The following is a 21,289-nucleotide window of genomic DNA, read 5'->3' as shown; positions in this document are numbered from 1 at the left end:
ATTTTATGCGTACACCACTTAGCCATTAGTGGTGTATTTTTTATAAGCTTCTAGTTAAATGTTTTAATATTAATAAAATATTAAAAAAATGTAAAGGCGGAACTTTACATAATAAAGTTCGTATTATTAATCTCTAATTTAATCTTTATAAATTAGATAATGCCGTTAATTGGAAGGGGAGAGATGAGATGGCATGGCTGCTTCTACTTACCGTTATTATGATTTGGATTATTCTATTTTTGCGCACAAGACTCACCTTTAAATTTGGCGCATCTCCTAAAGTATTAGAGATTCAGCCAATTAAAGGATTAAAAAAACTAAGTGATGACCTAGAACAATCTCTTACTAGAAGTTATATGGAAAATGTAGAAGAACGAGTAAGGAGAGAGAACAAGTTAAGAGAAAATGAGTATGAATGGCGCTTACTTGATTTAAAACGATATTTTGTTTTAACCTCTCTTTTAAAAGAATCTCCTATGTTTAGTGTGAAAGTTGATGAATTATGGCATCAGATGCTCATGTTTACCCGAGAATATAAGGATTTCTCCCATAAATACTTAGGCTCAACTCTCCATCACAGTCCTAATGTAAAAGGGAAATCTAATCCTGATTTACGAGGATTTTTTGATTGGGTTTATGCAGAACTTTTTCTTATAAGAAAAGAGAATATCTATTTATATAAGGGATTTTTTCGATATCCTGTTCATCCAACTATTATCGAAGACTTTAAAAACTTATCTGAAGACGAATTATTTAATCGATATTTTAAAACGGATACGAAATATCATACTACTATTTATGCGCTGATTACCGCTATGAAAAAATCGGTAAAGAAGGTTAGAGATTATCAAAAAAGTACCATCTATGACAAAATGAAAAAAAGTAAAAGGGAACAAAAATTCAATTCCATGCTTGTTCCTTATTTATCTGTATCTTATTTTCATTACGCAGAATTTTCCAGTTATATGAAAATGAGTAGTGATAGTTCCGCAAGCTGCACAAGCTGTGGAACTGGATCGGTATTCTGTTCATCAGACAGCTCTTGCTCCTCTGATAGCTCCTGTTCAAGCTGTGGTGGAGGTTCTGATTAGTAAAAGAAAAAGGATAGATTTAGCATATGAAGGATGCTTTATCTATCCTTTTCTTTTTTAGGAAAAATCTATTCTAAATTAGCATGCTTCCCATACATTTTACTGGAATCTAATTCTTTTATTTCCATGTATTTTAAAATTACACTATCCAAGACGATAAGGAGTAACTGTTCGAATAAGGAACCCATTGGCTGAATACTTTTCGCTTCATTATTTCCTCGATCTTTTGGTGAACCAGGCATTTTAATAACTTGATCAACCAGCTTCCCAATAGTAGAATCAGGAGAAATAGTTAGGGCTGTAATATTTCCACCAATACTTTTTGCTTTTTCTACGATGGTTATAATACTTTTTGTTTCACCAGAACCGGTTCCTACAATGAGAAGATCATCCTTTTCATAAGTAGCAGTAACCGTTTCTCCAACAACGTAAGCATCAATTCCCATGTGCATCATTCGCATCGCAAATGATTTAAGCATAAACCCAGAACGGCCAGCTCCATAAACGAAAACTTTTTTTGATTGAAGAATACGTTCGACAAGCTTTTCTAAGTCCTCATTTGCAATAAGTGCTCCTGCCTCCGTTAATTCTTGAATGACTTGGTCAAGATAATCGCTTGTTTTCATTTACTTATCCTTGAGCAATTAGTTCTTTAAATTTAGATGCAGCTTCACTTAAGTTCTCTTGGCTAGTAATTCCTCCGCCAACTATAACTAAATCTGGTTGAGCAGCAATCACTTCTGGCAATGTTTCTAGTTTAATGCCACCTGCAACTGCAGTTTTAGCATTTTTGACAACACTCTTAATTGCTTTTAAATCTTCAAAAGAGTTTTTACCAACTGCTTGTAAGTCATATCCAGTATGAACACAAATGTAATCAACACCAAACTCATCAAGTTGTTGTGCGCGTGTTTTAATATCTTTAACAGCGATCATATCGACAAGAATTTCTTTACCAAGCTTTTTCGCTTCAGCAACAGCACCTTTAATGGATTCGTCTTCAGCAACAGCTAAAATAGTGACAAGGTCAGCACCAGCATTAACCGCTTGGCTTACTTCATAACCAGCTGCATCCATAATTTTCAAGTCCGCTAATACAGACAAATTAGGAAAAGCTTCTTTTAATTGCTTAACAGCGTGAAGACCTTCATTTATTACTACAGGTGTACCAATCTCAACGATATCAACATATTGTTCAACCTGAGAAACAACCTCGATTGCTTGTGGTATATTAACTAAATCTAATGCTAATTGTAATTTCATTTTGATTAGCTCCTTTTCTTTTTTTCGTTTTATCTTGCACAAAGAAGACTGAAATATGTCTAATTTCTGTACAACCGTTATTATACGTTTTATAATCCATTTAAGTAAGTACGCACTTTTTTTTTATATAGTGTCTAAAAGTATACTAAGTATCATTTAAGGAAAGAGGAATGATGATGGAACGAATGGCAGGCAAAGAATTTAATTGTGAGAAAGAACTAACCTTAAGCATAATAGGCGGAAAATGGAAAATGCTAATCCTTTGGCATTTGGGTAAAGAAGGAACAAAGCGATTTGGCGAACTAAAAGCTTTAATTCCCGGAATTACACAGCGTATGCTTGTCAACCAATTGCGTGAGTTAGAAAATGACTATATAGTAAAACGAGTTGTCTATCCAGTTGTCCCTCCAAAAGTAGAATATTCCTTAACAGATGAAGGGAAATCGCTTATGCCCATTTTAGATGCTATGTATAGCTGGGGACGAAATTATATGGATACGGTACTTGAAAATCCTCCGATGATAAAGGAATTAGAATCGATAGACAAATAATGTTAGGATAATAAATTGACTGATTTTTTTCTAGAGAGTCAATAATGAATGAGAATATATGTGACAACATAGGCACAGAGAGTGATTCTCTGTGCCTATACTGTAAAAAAGGGAATATAAATCCTGTCATCTAAATATTTTTTATTGATATAAAGCTCTTCCTATGGTATATTCTACATATGTTAGTGCAATCGTTTGCACAAAAAGGTGAATGATAAAACAATTTTTTTAATATAAAATGATAGCGTTTACCATTGTAGTGCTGAAAATAACGGAGGGGAAAGTATGGCAGTAACCATTAAAGATGTTGGTAAATTAGCAAATGTTTCTCCATCCACTGTTTCAAGGGTACTGGCGAATCATCCGAAAATAAGTGATGAAACGAAGCGCAAAGTCCGGGAAGCAATGGAGGAATTAGGATATCATCCGAACCTTCAAGCAAGAAGCTTAGTAGTTAAGAGTACGAAAACAATCGGAATTGTCATGCCACACTCGACAGAGAGAGTGCTAGAAAATCCATTTTTTCCAGAAGTTTTAAGAGGTATCAGCTTGGAAGCAAGAAAAAGTCAGTTTGGCATTTATTTAACAACTGGGGCATCAGAAGAGGAAATATTGCAGGAAGTAATCGAGATGGTACAGGGAAAAAGGGTAGATGGCATTATTCTATTATATAGTAAAACGAATGACAAAATTATGGATTATCTTTTACTAAATAAATTTCCGTTTACTGTTATTGGGAGACCTTATCAAAATGCTGAAAGAATTACATTTGTGGATAATGATAATGTGTTTATTACGAAACAAATTACCGAGTACTTAATTCAATTAGGTCACCAGAAAATTGCCTTTATTGGAGCCAATATGGAAATGGTTTTTACGATTGATCGTTTGAAAGGTTTTAAACAAGCATTAAAGGAAAATGGAATTGCTTATCAAAAAGAATTAATTATTTATGATAAGGAATTAGTGGGTCGAACAAAAGAGAAGCTTATGGAGATTTTGAATTTGGAGAGTCGACCGACAGCGTTTGTTGTCTCAGATGATTTTATTGCCATTGAATTAATTAGCTATGCAGAGGAACTTTCCATATCTATTCCAGAAGATTTATCCATTGTCGCATTTAATAATATTTCAACTGGTAAGTATATGAAGCCTTCCTTAACAAGTGTCGATATTAATATTTTTCAGCTTGGTGTTGAAGCAACCAAATGCTTACTAGATGATATTAAATATCCTAATGCTGTAACTAAGCGAATTACCGTACCTGCGAAAATGGTGGAAAGAAACTCTTGTTGTCGAGTAGCGGAATAAAACAACCTTTAATGTGGTAATAAAACAGAAATTAGATGTAGAAAGGGAGAAATTATAGTGACTCAAAAGTGGTGGAAAGAGGCAGTAGCTTATCAGATTTATCCTAGAAGTTTCATGGATTCAAATGGAGATGGAATAGGGGATTTAAAGGGAATTATAACTAAATTAGATTATTTAAAAGAACTTGGGATTGATTGTATTTGGATTTGTCCAATGTATAAATCGCCAAATGATGATAATGGCTATGATATTAGTGATTATCAAGATATTATGGATGAGTTTGGAACAATGGATGATTTTGACTTGCTTCTATATGAAGTACATCAACGTGGCATGAAGTTAATTATTGATTTAGTAATTAATCATACAAGTGATGAGCATGAATGGTTTGTAGAATCTCGGTCTTCCTTAAATAATCCGAAAAGAGACTGGTATATTTGGAGAGATGGAGTAGATGGGAAGGAGCCGAACAACTGGGAAAGTATATTTGGAGGCTCTGCTTGGAAACTGGATGAGGCAACTGGACAATATTTTATGCATATTTTTTCAACAAGACAGCCAGATTTAAATTGGGAAAATGAAGAAGTAAGAAAAGCTCTATACAATATGATTAATTGGTGGCTTGACAAAGGTATAGACGGTTTCCGAATTGACGCCATCAGTCATATTAAAAAAGAAGAAGGATTAAAAGATATGGATAATCCACTAGGCTTAGACTATGTCCCATCTTTTGATAAGCATATGAATGTAGAAGGAATTCAACCATTTTTAGAAGAGTTAAAGAATGAGACATTTGCTAAATATGATATTATGACGGTCGGAGAAGCCAATGGTGTAAAGGTGGAAGAAGCAGAGCTATGGGTTGGAGAAACAAAGGGGAAATTTAATATGGTTTTCCAATTTGAACATTTAGATTTATGGGATAACGAAAAAAATTATGGCGTCGATGTTATGGAATTGAAACAGGTTTTAAATAAATGGCAAAAGGGTTTAGAAAACAAGGGATGGAATGCTTTGTTTATTGAAAACCATGACAAAGCAAGATCTGTTTCTACATGGGGAAATGATAAGGAATATTGGAAAGAAAGCGCCAAGGCGTTAGGAATGATGTATTTCTTTATGCAAGGAACTCCATTCATTTATCAAGGTCAAGAAATAGGAATGACAAATGTTCAATTTCCTACGATAGAGGAATATGATGACGTGGCAACGAAAAACCTGTATAAATTGAAACGGGAAGAAGGATTTAGTCATAAGGAAGTAATGGAGATTATTTGGTCTACTAGCCGTGATAATTCCAGAACTCCAATGCAATGGTCAAGTGATGAATATGCTGGTTTTTCTGATCATACACCTTGGATGGGAATGAATCCAAACTATTTAGATATCAATGTGGAAAGTCAAAAGCAAGATCCAGATTCTATCTATCATTTTTATAAGAAGATGATAGAGTTGAAAAAATCAGGTCCAATTTTAACATATGGAACTTTTGATTTAGTGGATGAAGAGAATAAACAGGTTTTTGCTTATACTCGGACCCTAGATGATAAGAAGATGGTGATCATTTCTAATTTATCAGCAGAAGAGGCAGTGTTTGAAAATCGTGTCGTCGAATTGGAGCATGAAAATCTACTGTTAGCAAATTACCCAGTTGAAGAACATGAGCCAACTACTTCTATTTCATTGAAACCGTATGAAGCAAGATTGTATACTTGTAAATAAGATATAGATAAGAGAAAAGTGCACGTAAAAATCAATTTGCTGATTTTTACGTGCACTTTTTGTGTTGATTGGAAAAATAAGCGCTGAATGGGGGGAGAAAATTGAAGAAATCAGCCAAAGAGAGGGAGGAATCAGCCAAAGTGAGTGGGGAATCAGCCAAAAGGAAGAGAGAATCAGCCAAAGAGCCGAAATATCGGGAATGTAAAATATTTTGTGTAAATGATTGAATTACAATAAATGGTTAATACTATAACTATAAGATTCTTACCTACTAGGGGGATAGGGCAATGCTGGGGAGCACCCCGAGCACCTAGTAGGGTTCTGTACAAAAGTGGAGAGGAGTTATCCTCTCTTTTTCTTTTGGGAGAACCAAAGCGATAAACCCTTAGGGCATAGCCCTAAAGCGTAAGAAAATAATAAAAAATGATTATTTCCCAAATCGCCCCTCAAACATTATTTCAAACTGTTGTTTACATTCTAACCATCCAGGCACAGGAATAGTCCATTTATCCGTTACACCTATAGTCGCTAGATAAACAATTTTTCTTAAAGCATTATCCGTAGGATAAGCCGTTTTCGTTTTGGTGACTTTTCTTAGTTGTCGGTGAAAGGCTTCAATAGTATTTGTTGTATAAATTAATTTTCTAATTTCCACTGGATAAGAGAAATAAGTGGTAAGTTCTAACCAATTATTTTCCCATGACTTAATAACAGATGGATGCTTCTTTTCCCATTTTGCTTTAAATTCTTCAAAGGCCATTTCCGCCTGTTCAATGGTAAAAGCCTTATAGACATTCTTTAAATCGTTCATAAATTCTTTACGATTTTTATTGGGAACAGTCTTGGAATTATTCCGTAGTTGATGAATAATACAAGATTGAACATCAGTCTTAGGAAAAGTAGCGTTAATGGCTTCAGTAAAACCAGAAAGCCCATCTTTACAGGCTATTAGGATGTCTTCGACCCCGCGACTTTTTAAATCTTGACATACATTTAACCAAAAACTAGCACTTTCTTCTTCGCCAATCCAAATACCTAAAATATCTTTTATCCCATCAGTATTAATACCAAGAACGGTATAAGCAGCTTTACTCACAATCCTATTTTCATGCTTTACCTTAAAATGAATAGCATCTAAAAATACAATGGGATAAACAGGTTCTAGTAGACGGGATTGCCATTCATAAACAAGCGGCAAAACCTTATCCGTTACCTTACTAACTAAAGTCGGAGAAACGCTAATTCCATATATGTCTCTCATATGACTTTCTATGTCTCTAGTAGACATTCCCTTGGAATAAAGGGCGATAATTTGATCCTCTAAGCCATTGATGGAGGTCTCATACTTTTTAATAATCTGAGGCTCATATTCTCCTTTACGATCCCTAGGGATATTTAATTTAGTTTCACCCAACTTAGATTTAATGGTTTTTTTACTATATCCGTTTCGACTATTTCCCGAGTTAATACCATTAACATTGTGTTTAGAGTAACCTAAGTGTTCCTCGATTTCAGCTTCAAATACTTGTTGAAGAGTTTCCTTAAAAAGTTCTTTTAACATCATGTGGATATCATCCACTGTTTCACATTGACTGGCCAACTCTCTAATTGTCATATTCCGTAGATCTTGCATAAATGATCATCTCCTTAATTGGTAAGTATAACCATTTACACAAAATTATAGACGCTCTCGAAATATCAGCCAAAAGGAAGAGAGAATCAGCCAAAGAGCCGAAATATCAGCCAAAAGGAAGAGAGAATCAGCCAAAGAGCCGAAATATCAGCCAAAAGGAGGGAGGAATCAGCCAAACTCCTGAAATATCAGCCAAAGGGAGTGGGGAATCAGCCAAAGAGCCGAAATATCAGCCAAAAGGAGGGAGGAATCAGCCAAAGAGCCGAAATATCAGCCAAAAGGAAGAGAGAATCAGCCAACCGCCCGAAATATCAGCCAAAAGGAGGGAGGAATCAGCTAAACTCCCGAAATATCAGCCAAAAGGAAGAGAGAATCAGCCAAACTCCCGAAATATCAGTCAAAAGGAGGGAGGAATCAGCCAAAGAGCCGAAATATCAGCCAAAAGGAAGAGAGAATCAGCCAAAGAGCCGAAATATCAGCCAAAAGGAAGAGAGAATCAGCCAAACTCCCGAAATATCAGTCAAAAGGAGGGAGGAATCAGCCAAACTCCCGAAATATCAGCCAAAGAGAGGGAGGAATCAGCCAAAGAGCCGAAATATCAGCCAAAGGCAAGGAGAAATCAGCCAACCGCCCACAAATATCAACTAAAATGAAATTTCACCTCCCAATTCCTCCTATTTCTCTAAAGAAATTACTGCCAGCGTACACCGTGAGATGCATATTAATTCCTTTTTATCATTCGCTAATTTAATTTCGTAAACCATACTGGATTTTCCTTGATGAATAACTGTAGCAGTTGCGGTTACAAGACCTTCTTTTACCGAGCGAATATGGTTTGCGTTTATTTCTTGGCCAAACACCGCTTGTTTTTTGGGATCAATTAGACTAGCTGCCCCAATGCTTGCAGCAGTTTCTGCTAAAGCTACGGAAGCTCCGCCGTGTAGATAGCCGAAAGGTTGTTTTGTTCGTTCATCTACTGGCATCGTCGCAATGCATACCCCATTTTTTACTTCAACAATATTGATTCCTAGACTTTCCATAAGTGTATTTTTCATTGAGATATTTGTAAACATATTCTTATTCTCCATTAATTTTTTACTTATTATAGCATAATCAATTAATGGAGGAAGTATTGCATTCTTAGTGCTATTGTTATTTCTTTTTTGGCATGAAAATTTTGTATTGACATAAAAATAAAAATAAAGTTAAAATGTTTAATAGTTAAACCCTTTAACTAAATAGATGTGGGGTGAATATTATTAATCGAGCAGAGATAAATCAGATTATTGATCGATATGTAAGTATAAATTTTTCTGTTAATCGTAAATTTGATCAGTTAATTAGACAAGAAATAGGAGATGTTCTAACAACAGAACAGCATTTTACAATGCGCCATATCAACAATGTGGAAGTATGTACATCTACAGAGCTTGCGATTGTATTTGGGGTGAAAAAAAGTGCCATTACTCCGATCATTAACCGCTTAGTTGAAAAGGGATGGGTTGAGAGAACAAGAGATGAAAAGGATAGGCGTGTGATTTATTTAACTTTAACTCCAGCAGGAAAAGTGATATTTGGCGAGATGGAGAAAAAAATTCAAAGTGTGATTGTGTCTGTTATTTCACAATTTGATCAAGCTGAAATTCAAAACTTTATAGACACGTATGCCAAGCTAGATAGATTAATTGAAGAGAAATAAAGAATAGAAGCTGGAGGGGAATAAAGTTGAATGCTATTTTAAAAGGAAAATGGTTTATCCTTGGAGCGTGGATTATCGCTATAGTCGGCTTATTTATAATAGCTCCAAATATGGGAGATTTAGTGAAGGAAAAAGGGCAGATTACCATTCCTGATGAGTATTCTTCTTCTGAAGCTGGAAAAATTCTTGATGAGATTCAGAATCAGAAAAATGCAGGAGAACAGTCAACAGTGGCATTAGTTTTTCATAATGATAAGAAGTTGACGGAAAAAGATATTGCGGAAGCGAAAAAAGCAGTGGATGCATTAGAAGCCAATAAGAAAAAGTTAGGAATTACAGATATACTTTCCTCGTTTGAAAAGGAGGAATTAAAGGACCAATTGGTTTCAGATGATGGAAAAACCATCCTCACATCATTGACTATTAGTTGGAATGATAGAGAAGCGGAAGAGGTTAGCGACGCATTATATAAAACAATTGAAAAATATGATGTGGATCACTATTATACCAGCAACTGGATGATTGATCAGGATTTAGTAAATAGTTCTCAAGAGGGATTAAAGAAGACAGAAGGAATCACGGTTGTCTTCATTCTGGCTGTATTGTTAATTGTTTTTAGATCGGTAGTTGCGCCATTTATTCCTTTAATTACAGTAGGACTTACATACTTAGCGTCCCAATCTATTGTATCTATTCTAGTAGATAAATTTAATTTCCCACTTTCTACGTATACTCAAATTTTCTTGGTTGCTGTTCTCTTTGGAATAGGGACGGATTATTGTATTCTACTATTAAGTAGGTTTAAAGAGGAAATGATGCGTCGGGAAAGTATTTGGGAATCGATAGTAGAAACATACAAAAATGCAGGAAGAACGGTCTTTTTTAGCGGTGTTGCAGTAATGATTGGTTTTGCCGCGATAGGATTTTCTAAATTTGTGCTTTACCAATCTGCCTCAGCCGTAGCAGTAGGGGTAGCTATTTTACTCATCGCCTTATTTACGGTTGTACCAATTTTTATGCTGTTATTAGGGAAGAAATTATTTTGGCCATCTAAAGGGTCGGCAGAGCATGGAGATAGCAAAATTTGGGAAATAGCAGGTAATTTCTCTATAAAAAGACCGCTGCTATCCTTATTGGTTGTAGCATGTATTTGTATTCCATTCCTTGTTACTTATGATGGTGATATTTCTTTTAATTCTTTAGAAGAAATTGGGGATGATTATTCTTCGATAAAAGCATTTAATGCAATTGCGGACAGCTTTGGACCAGGAGAGTCCATGACAACAACGGTTATTTTAAAAAATGATGACGAATTAGATACAATAGAGTATTTATCTTTAGCAGATACGATTACAAATGAATTAGCTAAAGTAGATTTAGTCGATAAAGTTCGGTCTGTAACGAGACCAATGGGAGACTCCATTGAAGATCTTTATATTTCTAATCAAGCGAAATCCTTGGAAGAAGGTTTGGGCCAAGGAAAAGAAGGAATTGATCAAATAAGTAAGGGGCTTCACAGTGCCGGAGATGAACTGCAAAAGTCAGGACCACAGTTGAATGATGCAGCAGATGGGATTAATGGGCTCATTAAAGGCACAAATGATGTGAAATCTGGTTTGGGAGAAATTCAAACTAATTTAGAAAAAATTGAACAAGGCATTCGCCAAGGGTCTGCTGGTTCTGATCAAATAAAGTCAGGATTACAACAGGCAAAAACAGGGGCAGAAGCACTGTTGAATGAGCATAATAAATTACAAGCTGGATATAAAGAGGCAGAGAAGGGTCTATCCGCTATTCTAGGGGAATATCAAAAAATCAGTTCAGGTTTAGAGCAATTAGCACAAGGCCTAAATAAAGTCCCAAAAGAATCATTTAGTTCCTTAGAAGGAACTTATGCTGGAATAGCTGATAACCCAGCATATAAAGGAATTAAAGCAGGATTTTTAGGAGCACAACAACAATTACCCGTAATTAGTGCTGGTATCGATCAATTAAATACAGGGTTAGCTAAATTACAAACAGGAATGAGTAAAGCGAATGCAGGCTATGCAGAAATATTAAAAAATCAAGCAAATATTTCGGCTGGACTGCAACAATTAATTGCTGGTATCGATCAACAGCAAAAAGGATTAGACCAATTAGCAGATGGCCAAGGGCAGATTGTGAACAATATGCCTAAATTAACGAATGGATTAAGTAGTATTAATGAGGGACAGAAGCAATTACTAGATGGGTTTAGTGATATAGGTGGTCAGCTTGGCCAATTAACGGACGGATTAACACAAAGTGCTGAAGGATTAGATCAAGTATCAGATGGTTTAGGTTCTGCTACGGATTATTTATCTGGATTATCTAAAAACGAAACAAACAGTTTCTATATTCCAGATGAAGTATTAGCGAGTGATGAATTTAAAGGGGCATTAGATACGTACCTATCTCCAAATCGCAAAATCATGACATTTGACGTTGTATTCTCAGACAATCCATATTCAAATGAAGCAATTGATCAAATTGATAGGATAAAAGATAGAGTTGATCAAATAACAAAAGGAACCAAGCTTGAAAATGCGGAAATTGCTGTTTCCGGGATTACTAGTACCAATGCAGATCTTCGCACTATGTCCAATGCTGATTATACAAATACTGTTATTTGGATGATGATTGGGATTTCGATTGTTTTAATCTTTTTATTCCGGTCTATCATTATGCCAGCTTATATTATTGGATCGTTAATTTTAACATTCTATACAACACTTGGAATAAATGAGGCAATCTACGTGAATCTGCTTGGTTATTCTGGGATCAGTTGGGCAGTACCATTCTTTGGATTTGTTATTTTAGTAGCTTTAGGTGTGGATTATAGTATTTTCCTTATGGATCGATTTAATGAATATAAGAATTTAACGATAAAAGATGCGATGTTAGAAGCAATGAAGAAGATGGGAACGGTCATCATTTCTGCGGCTATCATCTTAGGGGGAACATTTGCAGCGATGATGCCATCAGGAATGTTATCTTTATTACAGATAGCGAGCATTGTATTAGTTGGATTATTCCTATATGCATTTATCATCTTGCCATTGCTTATACCTGTTCTTGTAAAGAATTTTGGAGAAGCAAACTGGTGGCCATTTAAACGAGTAAAGGATTAATAAGCAAGAGGAAGGCATTTAGGGGATAACCTTAAAGCCTTTCTTTTCATATGGACTGTGATTTTGTTGCAATTGGAAATTGGATAAAGCAGAATGGATTAAATGGAAATTTTTCTTTAGATAATGGAATTGAAATTAATCTGTGAAAAAACAAACATTTTTTCTTGTTATTTTTCATTTTTGGATTAATAATAAAGGATAAAGAAAGGAAATTTTATTGTAGTTAGGTATTTTAAATCGTCAGGAGTCTTATGCATGGAGATGTTGCTTCATTTTTTTCAAAAAAAAGCAGTAAAAAGATTTTTAATTTTGTTTTTAATTGGTTTGATCCTTTACTTTGTACGTAGTATGGTAAATCTCATTTTATTTACTTTTATATTTTCTTACTTAATGGATCGACTTGTTCAGTTTTTTACAAGCAAATTTGCGATAAAACGAACGATTGCAGTTATTTTGCTATATTTTACTGTGTTATTTTTGCTCATATATGGGATTTCCACCTATTTACCTGTTGTCATCCAGCAAATCTCGATTTTGGTTATCCAAATCACAGACTTTTATATGCAGCCACATGACAATGCAGTCTTGAATTTTATAGTTAATACAATAAATAATCTTAGTGTAACGACCTATTTACATCAGGGCTTTACCTTTATATTTAAGTATTTTACAAATATATGGGGAAATCTGCTTCAAGTGTTTATGGCGATAGTATTAAGCCTATTCTTTTTGTTAGAAAAAGAAAGATTACGGGTGTTTGCTACTCGTTTTCATACAAGTAAAATAGCATCCATTTATTTTGAATGTAAATATTTCTGTAAGAAATTTGTGGCAACCTTTGGAAAAGTAATAGAAGCACAATTTATAATCGCTCTTATTAATTGTGTGTTAACGACCACTGCTTTGTATTTCTTAGGCTTTCCTCAATTATTTGGATTAGGTATTATGATTTTCTTACTAGGTCTAATACCAGTTGCCGGGGTTATTATTTCCTTTATCCCATTATGTATTATCGGTTACACGGTCGGAGGAATATCACATGTCATTTCAATTGTTATCTTAATTGTGGTAATTCATGCGCTTGAAGCATATATATTAAATCCTAAATTAATGTCTTCTAAGACCGATTTACCAGTTTTTTTCACATTTATTGTTTTAATATTTTCCGAACACTTCTTTGGAGTATGGGGATTAATTGTAGGCATTCCGATTTTTATATTCTTGTTAGATATATTAGAAGTGAAGAGTGAAAAACAACGAAAAGAATCCATAAAGAAAAATAGGTGGACATAAACAAAAAGTCATCTCAGAGGAGATGACTTTTTGTTTATAAATATTATTAAATAAACACAACAATGATAATGATAGCAAGCACAATACGATAAATCGCAAATGGTGTTAATTTAATTCGATCGATTAGCTTTAAGAAGAATCGTATAGAAATTAATGCGAAAATAAACGCACTGATAAATCCAACGATAAAGAATGGGAGAGCAGCAGATGTGATGTATTCCCAATTTTTTAGTAAAGAGATAAAGCTTGCACCAGCCATAATCGGTACTGCCATGATAAAGGTAAAGTCAGCTGCTACCCGGTGGCTTAGCCCCATCAGTACACCGCCAGATATCGTTGATCCAGATCTTGAAAAGCCTGGCCATAGGGCGATACATTGAAATAAACCAATAAAAAATGCTTGCTTATTTGTAATTTGATCCAACGAAGTCGTGGTTGGTTTCTTCTTCTTTTGCGTAAAGTCTGCGATAATCATTAGGATTGCACCCACAATTAAAGCATATATAACCGTTTTAAAATTAAATAGATGTTCATCTATGTAATCATTAAAAAGAAGTCCTAAAACAGCAGCTGGAATTAACCCAATAATAACTTGTACTAAGCTTAATTTATGTCCGACTACTTTTTCACCATTAATTGTTTTTTTCAAACCAAGAATATTTAAGAAACGATCTTTAAAGATGATTACTACTGCCAAAATCGATCCTAATTGAATAACAACTTTAAAGGTATTAGCTACTTCAGGTGAAAAAATTTCCCCTGACTTTAACCATAAATCATCGACTAGTATCATATGTCCAGTTGATGATACAGGTGCAAATTCCGTCAAACCTTCTACTATGCCCAAAATAAAGGCAACTATTAAATCCCATAAATTATCCAACATTTTTTCACTCCTATTTTATCCATTCATTCCCAAATTATATTCTTACTCGAAAACATACGCCTATCTATCATATCAAAATTTTAGCAAAAGCTGAATGATATATTGAATATAAAATTAGACTTAGTTGTAAATTCCATTTTTTTGATGGAAAAATACATAAAGTATAACGTAGAAAGAAATACAGAAGTTTCATTAATTAATATTAGCGAAAGAAATAAAAGAAGATATACTAGAAAGATAGAAAAAGATAGAGAGGAAGAATCACGAAATGGAACGAAAAGGAATCCTGTCTCTTGGCGATGCGTTTATCGATTATGTTTCACAATCGAGTGATAATAATTGTTTTGAAAGAAGTTTAGGGGGAGCTTCTGTGAATGTTGCAGTACATATCAGTAGATTTGCTATTCCTAGTTTTTATCTTACGAAACTAGGAAGTGGAGAAGATAGCCAATTTGTCGAAAAGGAAATGTTAAAAGAAAAAATAAATCTTAAAGACAGCGTTCGTACACCAACCAAGCAAATATCGAAAGTATATGTTCATTTAGATGCATCTGGAGAGAGAAATTTTCATAAATATGAAAATGAAACGCCGAATGAAGTGGTATTAGAATCAGATCTTAAGGAATCATCTTTTGAAAATAAATCGATCTTTTATTTTGGTTCTGGGACACTCTTTCATCCAAGTGCAAGAGTAGCAACAAAGAAGGCGATTGAAATCGCAAAGAAAAAAGGCTTAATCATTGCTTTTGATGCAAATATTCGGATTAAAAGATGGAATAATGAAGAGGAATGTAGACAAGTGATCATGGAATTTTTGTCTTTTGTAGATATCCTAAAAATGTCAAAAGAAGAACTTCTCTTTTTATTAGAGATTCAATCGGTAGAGAAAGGCTTAGAAAATTTGGAGAAGTTCCAAATACCTTTCAAGTTAATTACTTTAGGTGAGAAAGGGGCAATTGGACAATTATACGAGGAAAAAGTCCAAATGGCTGGAAAGGTGATAAAGGCAATAGATACGAATGGTTCAGGCGATGCGTTTATGGCAACGATTCTTGCTTGTATTTATGAAAAGGGATTTCCAGCTTGTAAAAAAGAGATGGAGTCTTATATAGATCAAGCCAATAGGTTGGGGGCAATAGTAGCAACAAAGGTTGGTTCCTTACCGATTCTTCCAGATTACCAAATGATTATGGGAAGAGCTGAATCACCATTACTCAATGAGAACGAAGTATAGGGAAATTGTGGTTACACAGATACTGTGCCAGAGTTGAAAACTGGCAAAGAAAGCATGATTTTTTAAATAAAGCACACTTACTTATAGAGAATTATTATATTTCTAAGTAAGTATGCTTTTTATGTAACTTTTTTAAGTCTAAAGACGTAGATAAAAATAATACAAGAGTTTGTTTCCAGTCGGCGATTAACTCTATATGATAACAAAGAGGAGTCTTAAAGATTATAACTTTTGCTTAAAAGTGTTTACAAGGGAAGCAGCTATTTCGATAAGAAAATTATAATGTGAAGGAGGGGTGTTTGTGTGACTGAAAGAAATGTATATATTATTTTAACGGATACAGGCACTTTATTTACACGTTGTATTAAATTTTTTACAAGAAAGCCCCATAATCATGCATCTATTTCTTTTGATCCGCAATTAAATGAAGTTTATAGTTTTGGAAGAAGAAAGCCAAGCAATCCATTTATCGGGGGATTTGTGAAGGAAAATGTGCAGCATAGTTTTTTTCGAAACAGTAGGTGTATTATTTATTCCATTTCTGTGACGCAAACACAATATGAAAAAATGAAGAATAAAATTGAGCAGATGGAGAATGAACAAAGAAATTATCGCTACAATTTACTTGGGCTTTTATTTATTTTACTAAAAATCCCATATAATCGTAAAAATGCTTATTTTTGTTCGCAATTTGTTGCATCGATTTTGCATGACAGTGGTGTCCTATTTTTTAATAAGCCTCCATGTTTAATGACCCCTTATGATTTATTAGATGAATACAAAATGCAAAAAGTCTATGAAGGGAAATTACATCGATATCATCCACTTGTTTTTAGAAAGCCGGCAGCATAATGCATTTATTTATTTTTATATAATTGGAAAAAAGTGACCGTTTAAAAGGTCACTTTTTTTGGTATCAAATGGATATAATCCACATGGTTAATGTCAGAACTTTTGGTGAAAATAAAAAGGAGAATCAATGCTTTGACAAATGGTAATCCCCTATACTATGATAGCTATTGCTGACAAGTCTTATCGGAATAAGGAGGAATAATATGAGAAAATTTAGTATATTGTTAAGTTTATTAGTAAGTCTTACCATTGTATTAGCTGCTTGTGGTAGCAATTCAGATAAGGGATCAAAAGATTCTGCAGATAAAAAAGCTGATAACAACACTGATTTATTGGCACAAATTAAAGATAAGGGCACATTAATAGTTGGTACGGAAGGTACATACCCTCCCTTTACTTTTCATGATAATTCTGGGAAGTTAACTGGATTTGATGTGGAAATTTCACAAGAAGTGGCAAAACGTTTAGGCGTGAAAGCAGAATTTAAGGAAACACAATGGGATGCTATGTTTGCAGGCCTTGATGCAAAGCGTTTTGATATGATTGCGAACCAAGTAGGGATTAATGATGAAAGAAAAGCAAAGTATGCATTTTCTGATCCTTATATTTCTTCTGCTGCTGTTCTTATCACAAGAGAAGATTCAGATGTGAAAAGTTTTAAAGATATGAAGGGATTAAAGTCAGCACAATCATTAACAAGTAATTATGCGGAAATCGCCAAAACGAATGGCGCAGAGCTAGTTGGAGTGGATGGGTTTAATCAAGCGATTGAACTTCTTAATGCCAAACGAGTAGATGTTACCGTTAATGATAAATTATCTTTCTTAGATTTTAAAAAGCAAAAACCTGATGTAAAAGTTAAAATTGTCGATACTGCTGATGATGTAGCGCATAGTGGTTTAATGTTTAGACAAGGAAATGATACGTTAGTTGAAGCGGTAAATAAAGCACTTAAAGAAATGGTTGATGATGGTACGTATAAATCAATATCTGAGAAATGGTTCGGAGAAGATGTACTTAAATAGCATTTTTACTGACCCAGAAGCATTCCAACGATATTATGATATAGCAGTTAGTTCCCTTCTCCCTTTGGTGAAGGGGGCTATTTTATATACGATACCACTATCCATTATATCCTTTATTATTGGGATAATTTTAGCTGTATTAACCGCTTTAGCTAGATTATCCAGTATAAAAATTTTTAAAGTGATTGCTGGAATCTATGTTTCCATCATTCGCGGAACACCATTACTCGTACAGCTTTTCATTATTTTTTATGGGTTGCCCAATGTTGGTATTACGCTCGAACCTTTTGTAGCAGCTATTATAGGTTTTTCATTAAGTGTTGGAGCGTATGGATCGGAAATTGTGAGAGGATCCATTTTGAGTATCCCTAATGGGCAATGGGAAGCTGGCTATTCCATTGGGATGAGCTATGTTCAAAATTTAAAAAGAATTATTTTGCCACAGGCTGCACGTGTTTCGATTCCACCATTATCTAATACATTTATCAGTTTAATTAAAGATTCGTCTCTAGCAGCCTTAATTCTAGTAACAGAAATGTTTCGAAAGGCACAGGAAATCGCAAGTACGAATTATGAGTTCTTATTGCTATATTCAGAGGTAGCCCTATTGTATTGGCTTATTTGTTTCCCTCTTTCTATTATCCAGCAAGGACTGGAAAATCGATTCGGCCGTCACTTGAGTAAATAAAAAAGCTTCTATTAGGCAGGAAGACTAAAATAATCGATAGAAGAAGGAGCGAGCATCATGATTTCAATTAAAGGGTTGTCCAAGCACTTTGGCGATTTACAAGTATTAAAGGACATAAATTTAGAAGTGGAAAAAGGGAAAGTCATTGTTGTTATTGGTCCTTCAGGATCAGGAAAAACGACGATGCTTCGATGTTTAAACATATTAGAAATACCAACTAGTGGTCATATTACAATAGAGAATAAGCAATTGGATTTCTCGACGAAAGTAACGAAAAAGGCTATAACAGATTTTCGGAAATTAACAGGTATGGTTTTTCAAAGCTACAATCTTTTTCCCCATAAAACTGCCATTGAGAATGTGATGGAAGGTCCCATCACGGTGAAAAAGCAATCAAAAGAAAAGACAAGAATGAAAGCGGCAGATTTACTAAATAAAGTAGGACTGGGGGATAAAATCGACTTTTACCCATTTCAACTGTCAGGCGGGCAGCAGCAGCGAGTTGGCATTGCCAGAGCGCTTGCGATGGAACCAAAAGTAATGTTATTCGATGAACCAACATCTGCGTTGGATCCAGAGCTTGTTGGAGAAGTTTTAAAAGTAATAAAACAACTTGCAAATGAAGGCATGACGATGATTATCGTTACACATGAAATGAAATTTGCGAAAGAAGTTGCGGACGAAGTGATTTTCATGGATGGTGGCTATATTGTAGAGAAAGGTAGCCCGCATGAAATCTTTTCTGAGCCAAAAGAAGCAAGGACGCGACAATTTCTTCAATTAATTCAATAAAAAAAAGAGCTGATCAGGAATATCTCAAAAGCGAGAATTAATCTGAAACAGCTCTAAACAAAAGGGGGAATTACACTTTGTAGTATCATTGTGGACCCCTTTTTCTTTTTTTATACATAAAAGAGTAAATTATTTTTAAAAAAATAAAGTCAATGTTCATCATGGATTTTCTTATGGATGACCTCTTCTTCTAATAAACTAATGAAGGCTACTAACACCCCTGAAATCAAGGAGGCAATAGTAAAAACGGATAAACCAGTCAGTATATAAAAAAGAGTCGTCGCAAAGACAGTCAACAAACAACAATGGATGATGGAGTTTACATATAAGGTGTTTTTCATTTAGAACCTTCTTTCCGCTAATCTTTATAATGTAGTATATGTCCGAATGATGAAATATACTACCGCTAAAAACGCAAAAGGATGATTGCCCTTTTTTATCGATAAAGGGGATAAGCCCTCACTGATTTTATAAAAAAGCATATCTAATAAGTATAAAGAATAGCTTGTATCACCTTCTTAGAAGCTGAATGCACAGCATATTCTTTATACCGTAACCCCATAACCTCCTCTCACTTTGGGTATAGCCGTACGTTTGGCTATACTCCTTTTTTTTTAGAAAAGGATAAAAATTGCTTAAATACACTATTTTTTGTAAAATGGGTATAAACAACTATTTTTTGTTTGTGATATCTATGTATATAGATCTTATTACATAATTTATAGGGTTTTACGCGATATAAGAACAGGTATATATAACTATTAAATTAGAAGGGGAACTCATATGAAGAAACGAAGTATTTTTCGCAGTTTACGTACAAAAATGATTGTCATTATCTTTTTTGCTACATTATTTAGCACCATGATATCCTTTAAGCTTAATGAGATGATTCTGGAAGCCGGCGTCTTCCCACAAGAATTCAGTATTTTTGTTAATACTATCATTAATTTAATTTTTGTAACAGTGATTGTTGCATTATTTACACGAAGAATCATAATTTCTCCTCTTAAGAAATTATTGTATTCAATAAAGAAAATTACAGAAGGCGAATTAGAGATTGAAATTCATAAAACTTCTAATGATGAAATTGGCCAACTAACAGATGCGTTTATTTTGATGAAAGAGTTTATTCGCAACTTAGTACAAAAAGTGAATGAAACATCTGAACACATAAATGCTTCTGCCGAAAAGCTGACTGCTAATACAGTAGAAACAAACCATGTATCAGAGCAGATTTCAGCTGCCATTCAAAGTGTTGCTGCTGGTTCTGAAGAGCAGACAAAAGGAATGGATTTCATTGTTGATTCGGTTGCTGTTGTGAATAATGAAATTAAAGATATTGCGAAGAATACAGAAGATATGGTGAAAAGCACCCATAATACTGTATTGAAAGCTAAAGAAGGACAAGCAGTTGTTGATAATACTGTAACGCAAATGAGTTTAATTCAAAATTCAGTGCAAGAATCGAATGACTCTATTGTATTATTGCAAGAGCGTTCCCAGGAGATTGGTCAATTCTTAAATGTTATAACAGAAATTGCTGATCAGACAAATTTATTGGCATTAAATGCAGCCATCGAAGCTGCTAGGGCTGGTGAAGCAGGAAAAGGCTTTGCAGTAGTAGCAGAAGAAGTAAGGAAATTGGCAGAACAGTCCAATCAGTCCGCTAAGCAAATCGCAGTTCTAGTGAATGAAATTCAAAAAGATACTCTATCTTCTGTTAAAACAATGAAACGAGTGACAGAGGAAGTAAAAGACGGCATTAATATTACCAATGATACTAAAGAAAAGTTTACGATAATTTCGGAATCAATGTTATCCATGAGTCAGCAAATGGAAAGTATTTTAGAGGCTGCACATAATATTTCTACGAATATAGTTGAGGTTGCAGGTTCGGTGGATCAAGTTAGTGGCATTGCTAAGGAAAACAGTCAAAATTCAATGAACGTGTCAGAAGCCTCTCAGGAACAATTGGCTGCAATGGAAGAAATTACTTCTTCTACTAAATCATTAGCTAAAATCGCAGACGATTTAGTGGAGTTGACGAAAACGATACATGTAGAAGCTTAAATAAGAGAGTGGTCAAAGTAGTAGTTA

Annotated in this window: 21 protein-coding genes; 15 read left to right on the top strand and 6 right to left on the bottom strand. The window is 34.4% G+C overall.

Annotated features, from left to right (window positions below; translation table 11 throughout):
* The first annotated feature begins 188 nt into the window (after positions 1–188).
* Entirely contained in the window at positions 189–1,091 is a 903-nt protein-coding gene (locus tag NX902_RS18980) for a hypothetical protein (protein WP_095330443.1), read from the top strand.
* Between the two features lie 68 nt (positions 1,092–1,159).
* On the opposite strand, the gene hxlB is transcribed toward NX902_RS18980, so the two are convergent.
* Both hxlB and hxlA read right to left on the bottom strand, forming a co-directional pair.
* Positions 1,160–1,717 (bottom strand): 6-phospho-3-hexuloisomerase, encoded by a 558-nt coding sequence (gene hxlB, locus NX902_RS18975; RefSeq protein WP_163187823.1) that lies wholly within the window; start codon positions 1,715–1,717, stop codon positions 1,160–1,162.
* 4 nt (positions 1,718–1,721) lie between these two features.
* On the bottom strand, positions 1,722–2,354 hold the full coding sequence (gene hxlA, locus NX902_RS18970; RefSeq protein ID WP_123258169.1) for a 3-hexulose-6-phosphate synthase: 633 nt from the start codon (positions 2,352–2,354) through the stop codon (positions 1,722–1,724).
* A gap of 176 nt (positions 2,355–2,530) precedes the next feature.
* On the opposite strand from hxlA, the gene NX902_RS18965 reads away from it, so the two are divergent.
* The 4 genes from NX902_RS18965 to NX902_RS18950 all read left to right on the top strand — a co-directional run bounded on the left by NX902_RS18965 (position 2,531) and on the right by NX902_RS18950 (position 6,143).
* Entirely contained in the window at positions 2,531–2,905 is a 375-nt protein-coding gene (locus NX902_RS18965) for a winged helix-turn-helix transcriptional regulator (RefSeq protein ID WP_095330446.1), read from the top strand.
* 285 nt (positions 2,906–3,190) lie between these two features.
* On the top strand, positions 3,191–4,216 hold the full coding sequence (locus tag NX902_RS18960) for a LacI family DNA-binding transcriptional regulator (RefSeq protein WP_095330447.1): 1,026 nt from the start codon (positions 3,191–3,193) through the stop codon (positions 4,214–4,216).
* A 57-nt stretch (positions 4,217–4,273) separates the two neighbouring features.
* The gene (locus NX902_RS18955; protein WP_303984921.1) at positions 4,274–5,938 is read left to right on the top strand and encodes a glycoside hydrolase family 13 protein; all 1,665 of its coding nucleotides are present in this window, start codon (positions 4,274–4,276) and stop codon (positions 5,936–5,938) included.
* A 64-nt stretch (positions 5,939–6,002) separates the two neighbouring features.
* The gene (locus tag NX902_RS18950) at positions 6,003–6,143 is read left to right on the top strand and encodes a hypothetical protein (RefSeq protein ID WP_341160910.1); all 141 of its coding nucleotides are present in this window, start codon (positions 6,003–6,005) and stop codon (positions 6,141–6,143) included.
* A 222-nt stretch (positions 6,144–6,365) separates the two neighbouring features.
* Here NX902_RS18950 and NX902_RS18945 read toward each other — a convergent pair whose 3' ends face one another.
* Positions 6,366–7,571, bottom strand: a complete 1,206-nt coding sequence (locus NX902_RS18945) for an IS256 family transposase (RefSeq protein WP_171509226.1) — start codon at positions 7,569–7,571, stop codon at positions 6,366–6,368.
* 2 nt (positions 7,572–7,573) lie between these two features.
* On the opposite strand from NX902_RS18945, the gene NX902_RS18940 reads away from it, so the two are divergent.
* Positions 7,574–8,224, top strand: a complete 651-nt coding sequence (locus tag NX902_RS18940; protein WP_341160909.1) for a hypothetical protein — start codon at positions 7,574–7,576, stop codon at positions 8,222–8,224.
* A 21-nt stretch (positions 8,225–8,245) separates the two neighbouring features.
* Here NX902_RS18940 and NX902_RS18935 read toward each other — a convergent pair whose 3' ends face one another.
* A complete protein-coding gene (locus NX902_RS18935; protein WP_095330462.1) occupies positions 8,246–8,632 on the bottom strand; it encodes a hotdog fold thioesterase in 387 nt (128 codons plus the stop codon).
* 188 nt (positions 8,633–8,820) lie between these two features.
* On the opposite strand from NX902_RS18935, the gene NX902_RS18930 reads away from it, so the two are divergent.
* The 3 genes from NX902_RS18930 to NX902_RS18920 all read left to right on the top strand — a co-directional run bounded on the left by NX902_RS18930 (position 8,821) and on the right by NX902_RS18920 (position 13,715).
* On the top strand, positions 8,821–9,270 hold the full coding sequence (locus NX902_RS18930; RefSeq protein WP_123258165.1) for a MarR family winged helix-turn-helix transcriptional regulator: 450 nt from the start codon (positions 8,821–8,823) through the stop codon (positions 9,268–9,270).
* Between the two features lie 26 nt (positions 9,271–9,296).
* Positions 9,297–12,422: an MMPL family transporter gene (locus NX902_RS18925; protein ID WP_171509902.1), complete on the top strand. Its 3,126-nt coding sequence runs from the start codon at positions 9,297–9,299 to the stop codon at positions 12,420–12,422.
* Between the two features lie 255 nt (positions 12,423–12,677).
* Positions 12,678–13,715: an AI-2E family transporter gene (locus NX902_RS18920; protein ID WP_171509901.1), complete on the top strand. Its 1,038-nt coding sequence runs from the start codon at positions 12,678–12,680 to the stop codon at positions 13,713–13,715.
* A gap of 46 nt (positions 13,716–13,761) precedes the next feature.
* Here the strand turns inward: NX902_RS18920 and NX902_RS18915 are convergent, their stop codons facing one another.
* Positions 13,762–14,601, bottom strand: a complete 840-nt coding sequence (locus NX902_RS18915; RefSeq protein WP_171509900.1) for an undecaprenyl-diphosphate phosphatase — start codon at positions 14,599–14,601, stop codon at positions 13,762–13,764.
* Between the two features lie 268 nt (positions 14,602–14,869).
* Between NX902_RS18915 and NX902_RS18910 the strand changes: the two genes are divergently transcribed.
* From NX902_RS18910 to NX902_RS18890, 5 genes are all read left to right on the top strand, one after another.
* Positions 14,870–15,835, top strand: a complete 966-nt coding sequence (locus NX902_RS18910; protein WP_171509899.1) for a PfkB family carbohydrate kinase — start codon at positions 14,870–14,872, stop codon at positions 15,833–15,835.
* 303 nt (positions 15,836–16,138) lie between these two features.
* Positions 16,139–16,687, top strand: a complete 549-nt coding sequence (locus NX902_RS18905; RefSeq protein WP_171509898.1) for a hypothetical protein — start codon at positions 16,139–16,141, stop codon at positions 16,685–16,687.
* Positions 16,688–16,890: 203 nt separating this feature from the next.
* Complete coding sequence (locus NX902_RS18900) at positions 16,891–17,712, top strand: amino acid ABC transporter substrate-binding protein (protein ID WP_095330471.1); 822 nt, start codon at positions 16,891–16,893, stop codon at positions 17,710–17,712.
* On the top strand, positions 17,699–18,400 hold the full coding sequence (locus NX902_RS18895) for an amino acid ABC transporter permease (protein WP_095330472.1): 702 nt from the start codon (positions 17,699–17,701) through the stop codon (positions 18,398–18,400). Before NX902_RS18900 ends, NX902_RS18895 begins: the two co-directional genes overlap by 14 nt.
* Before the next feature lie 57 nt (positions 18,401–18,457).
* On the top strand, positions 18,458–19,192 hold the full coding sequence (locus NX902_RS18890) for an amino acid ABC transporter ATP-binding protein (RefSeq protein ID WP_341160908.1): 735 nt from the start codon (positions 18,458–18,460) through the stop codon (positions 19,190–19,192).
* A gap of 149 nt (positions 19,193–19,341) precedes the next feature.
* Here the strand turns inward: NX902_RS18890 and NX902_RS18885 are convergent, their stop codons facing one another.
* A complete protein-coding gene (locus NX902_RS18885) occupies positions 19,342–19,533 on the bottom strand; it encodes a hypothetical protein (RefSeq protein WP_123260638.1) in 192 nt (63 codons plus the stop codon).
* Positions 19,534–19,975: 442 nt separating this feature from the next.
* Here NX902_RS18885 and NX902_RS18880 point away from each other — a divergent pair, with 442 nt between their 5' ends.
* Entirely contained in the window at positions 19,976–21,262 is a 1,287-nt protein-coding gene (locus NX902_RS18880; protein WP_341160907.1) for a methyl-accepting chemotaxis protein, read from the top strand.
* Positions 21,263–21,289: the final 27 nt, after the last annotated feature.

Origin of the sequence: Niallia sp. FSL W8-0954 (assembly GCF_038005605.1) — a bacterium.
Classification (GTDB): domain Bacteria; phylum Bacillota; class Bacilli; order Bacillales; family Cytobacillaceae; genus Niallia; species Niallia circulans_A.
The sequence above is the reverse complement of the archived record's forward strand: the minus strand, read 5'-3'. Positions and strand labels throughout refer to the sequence as shown.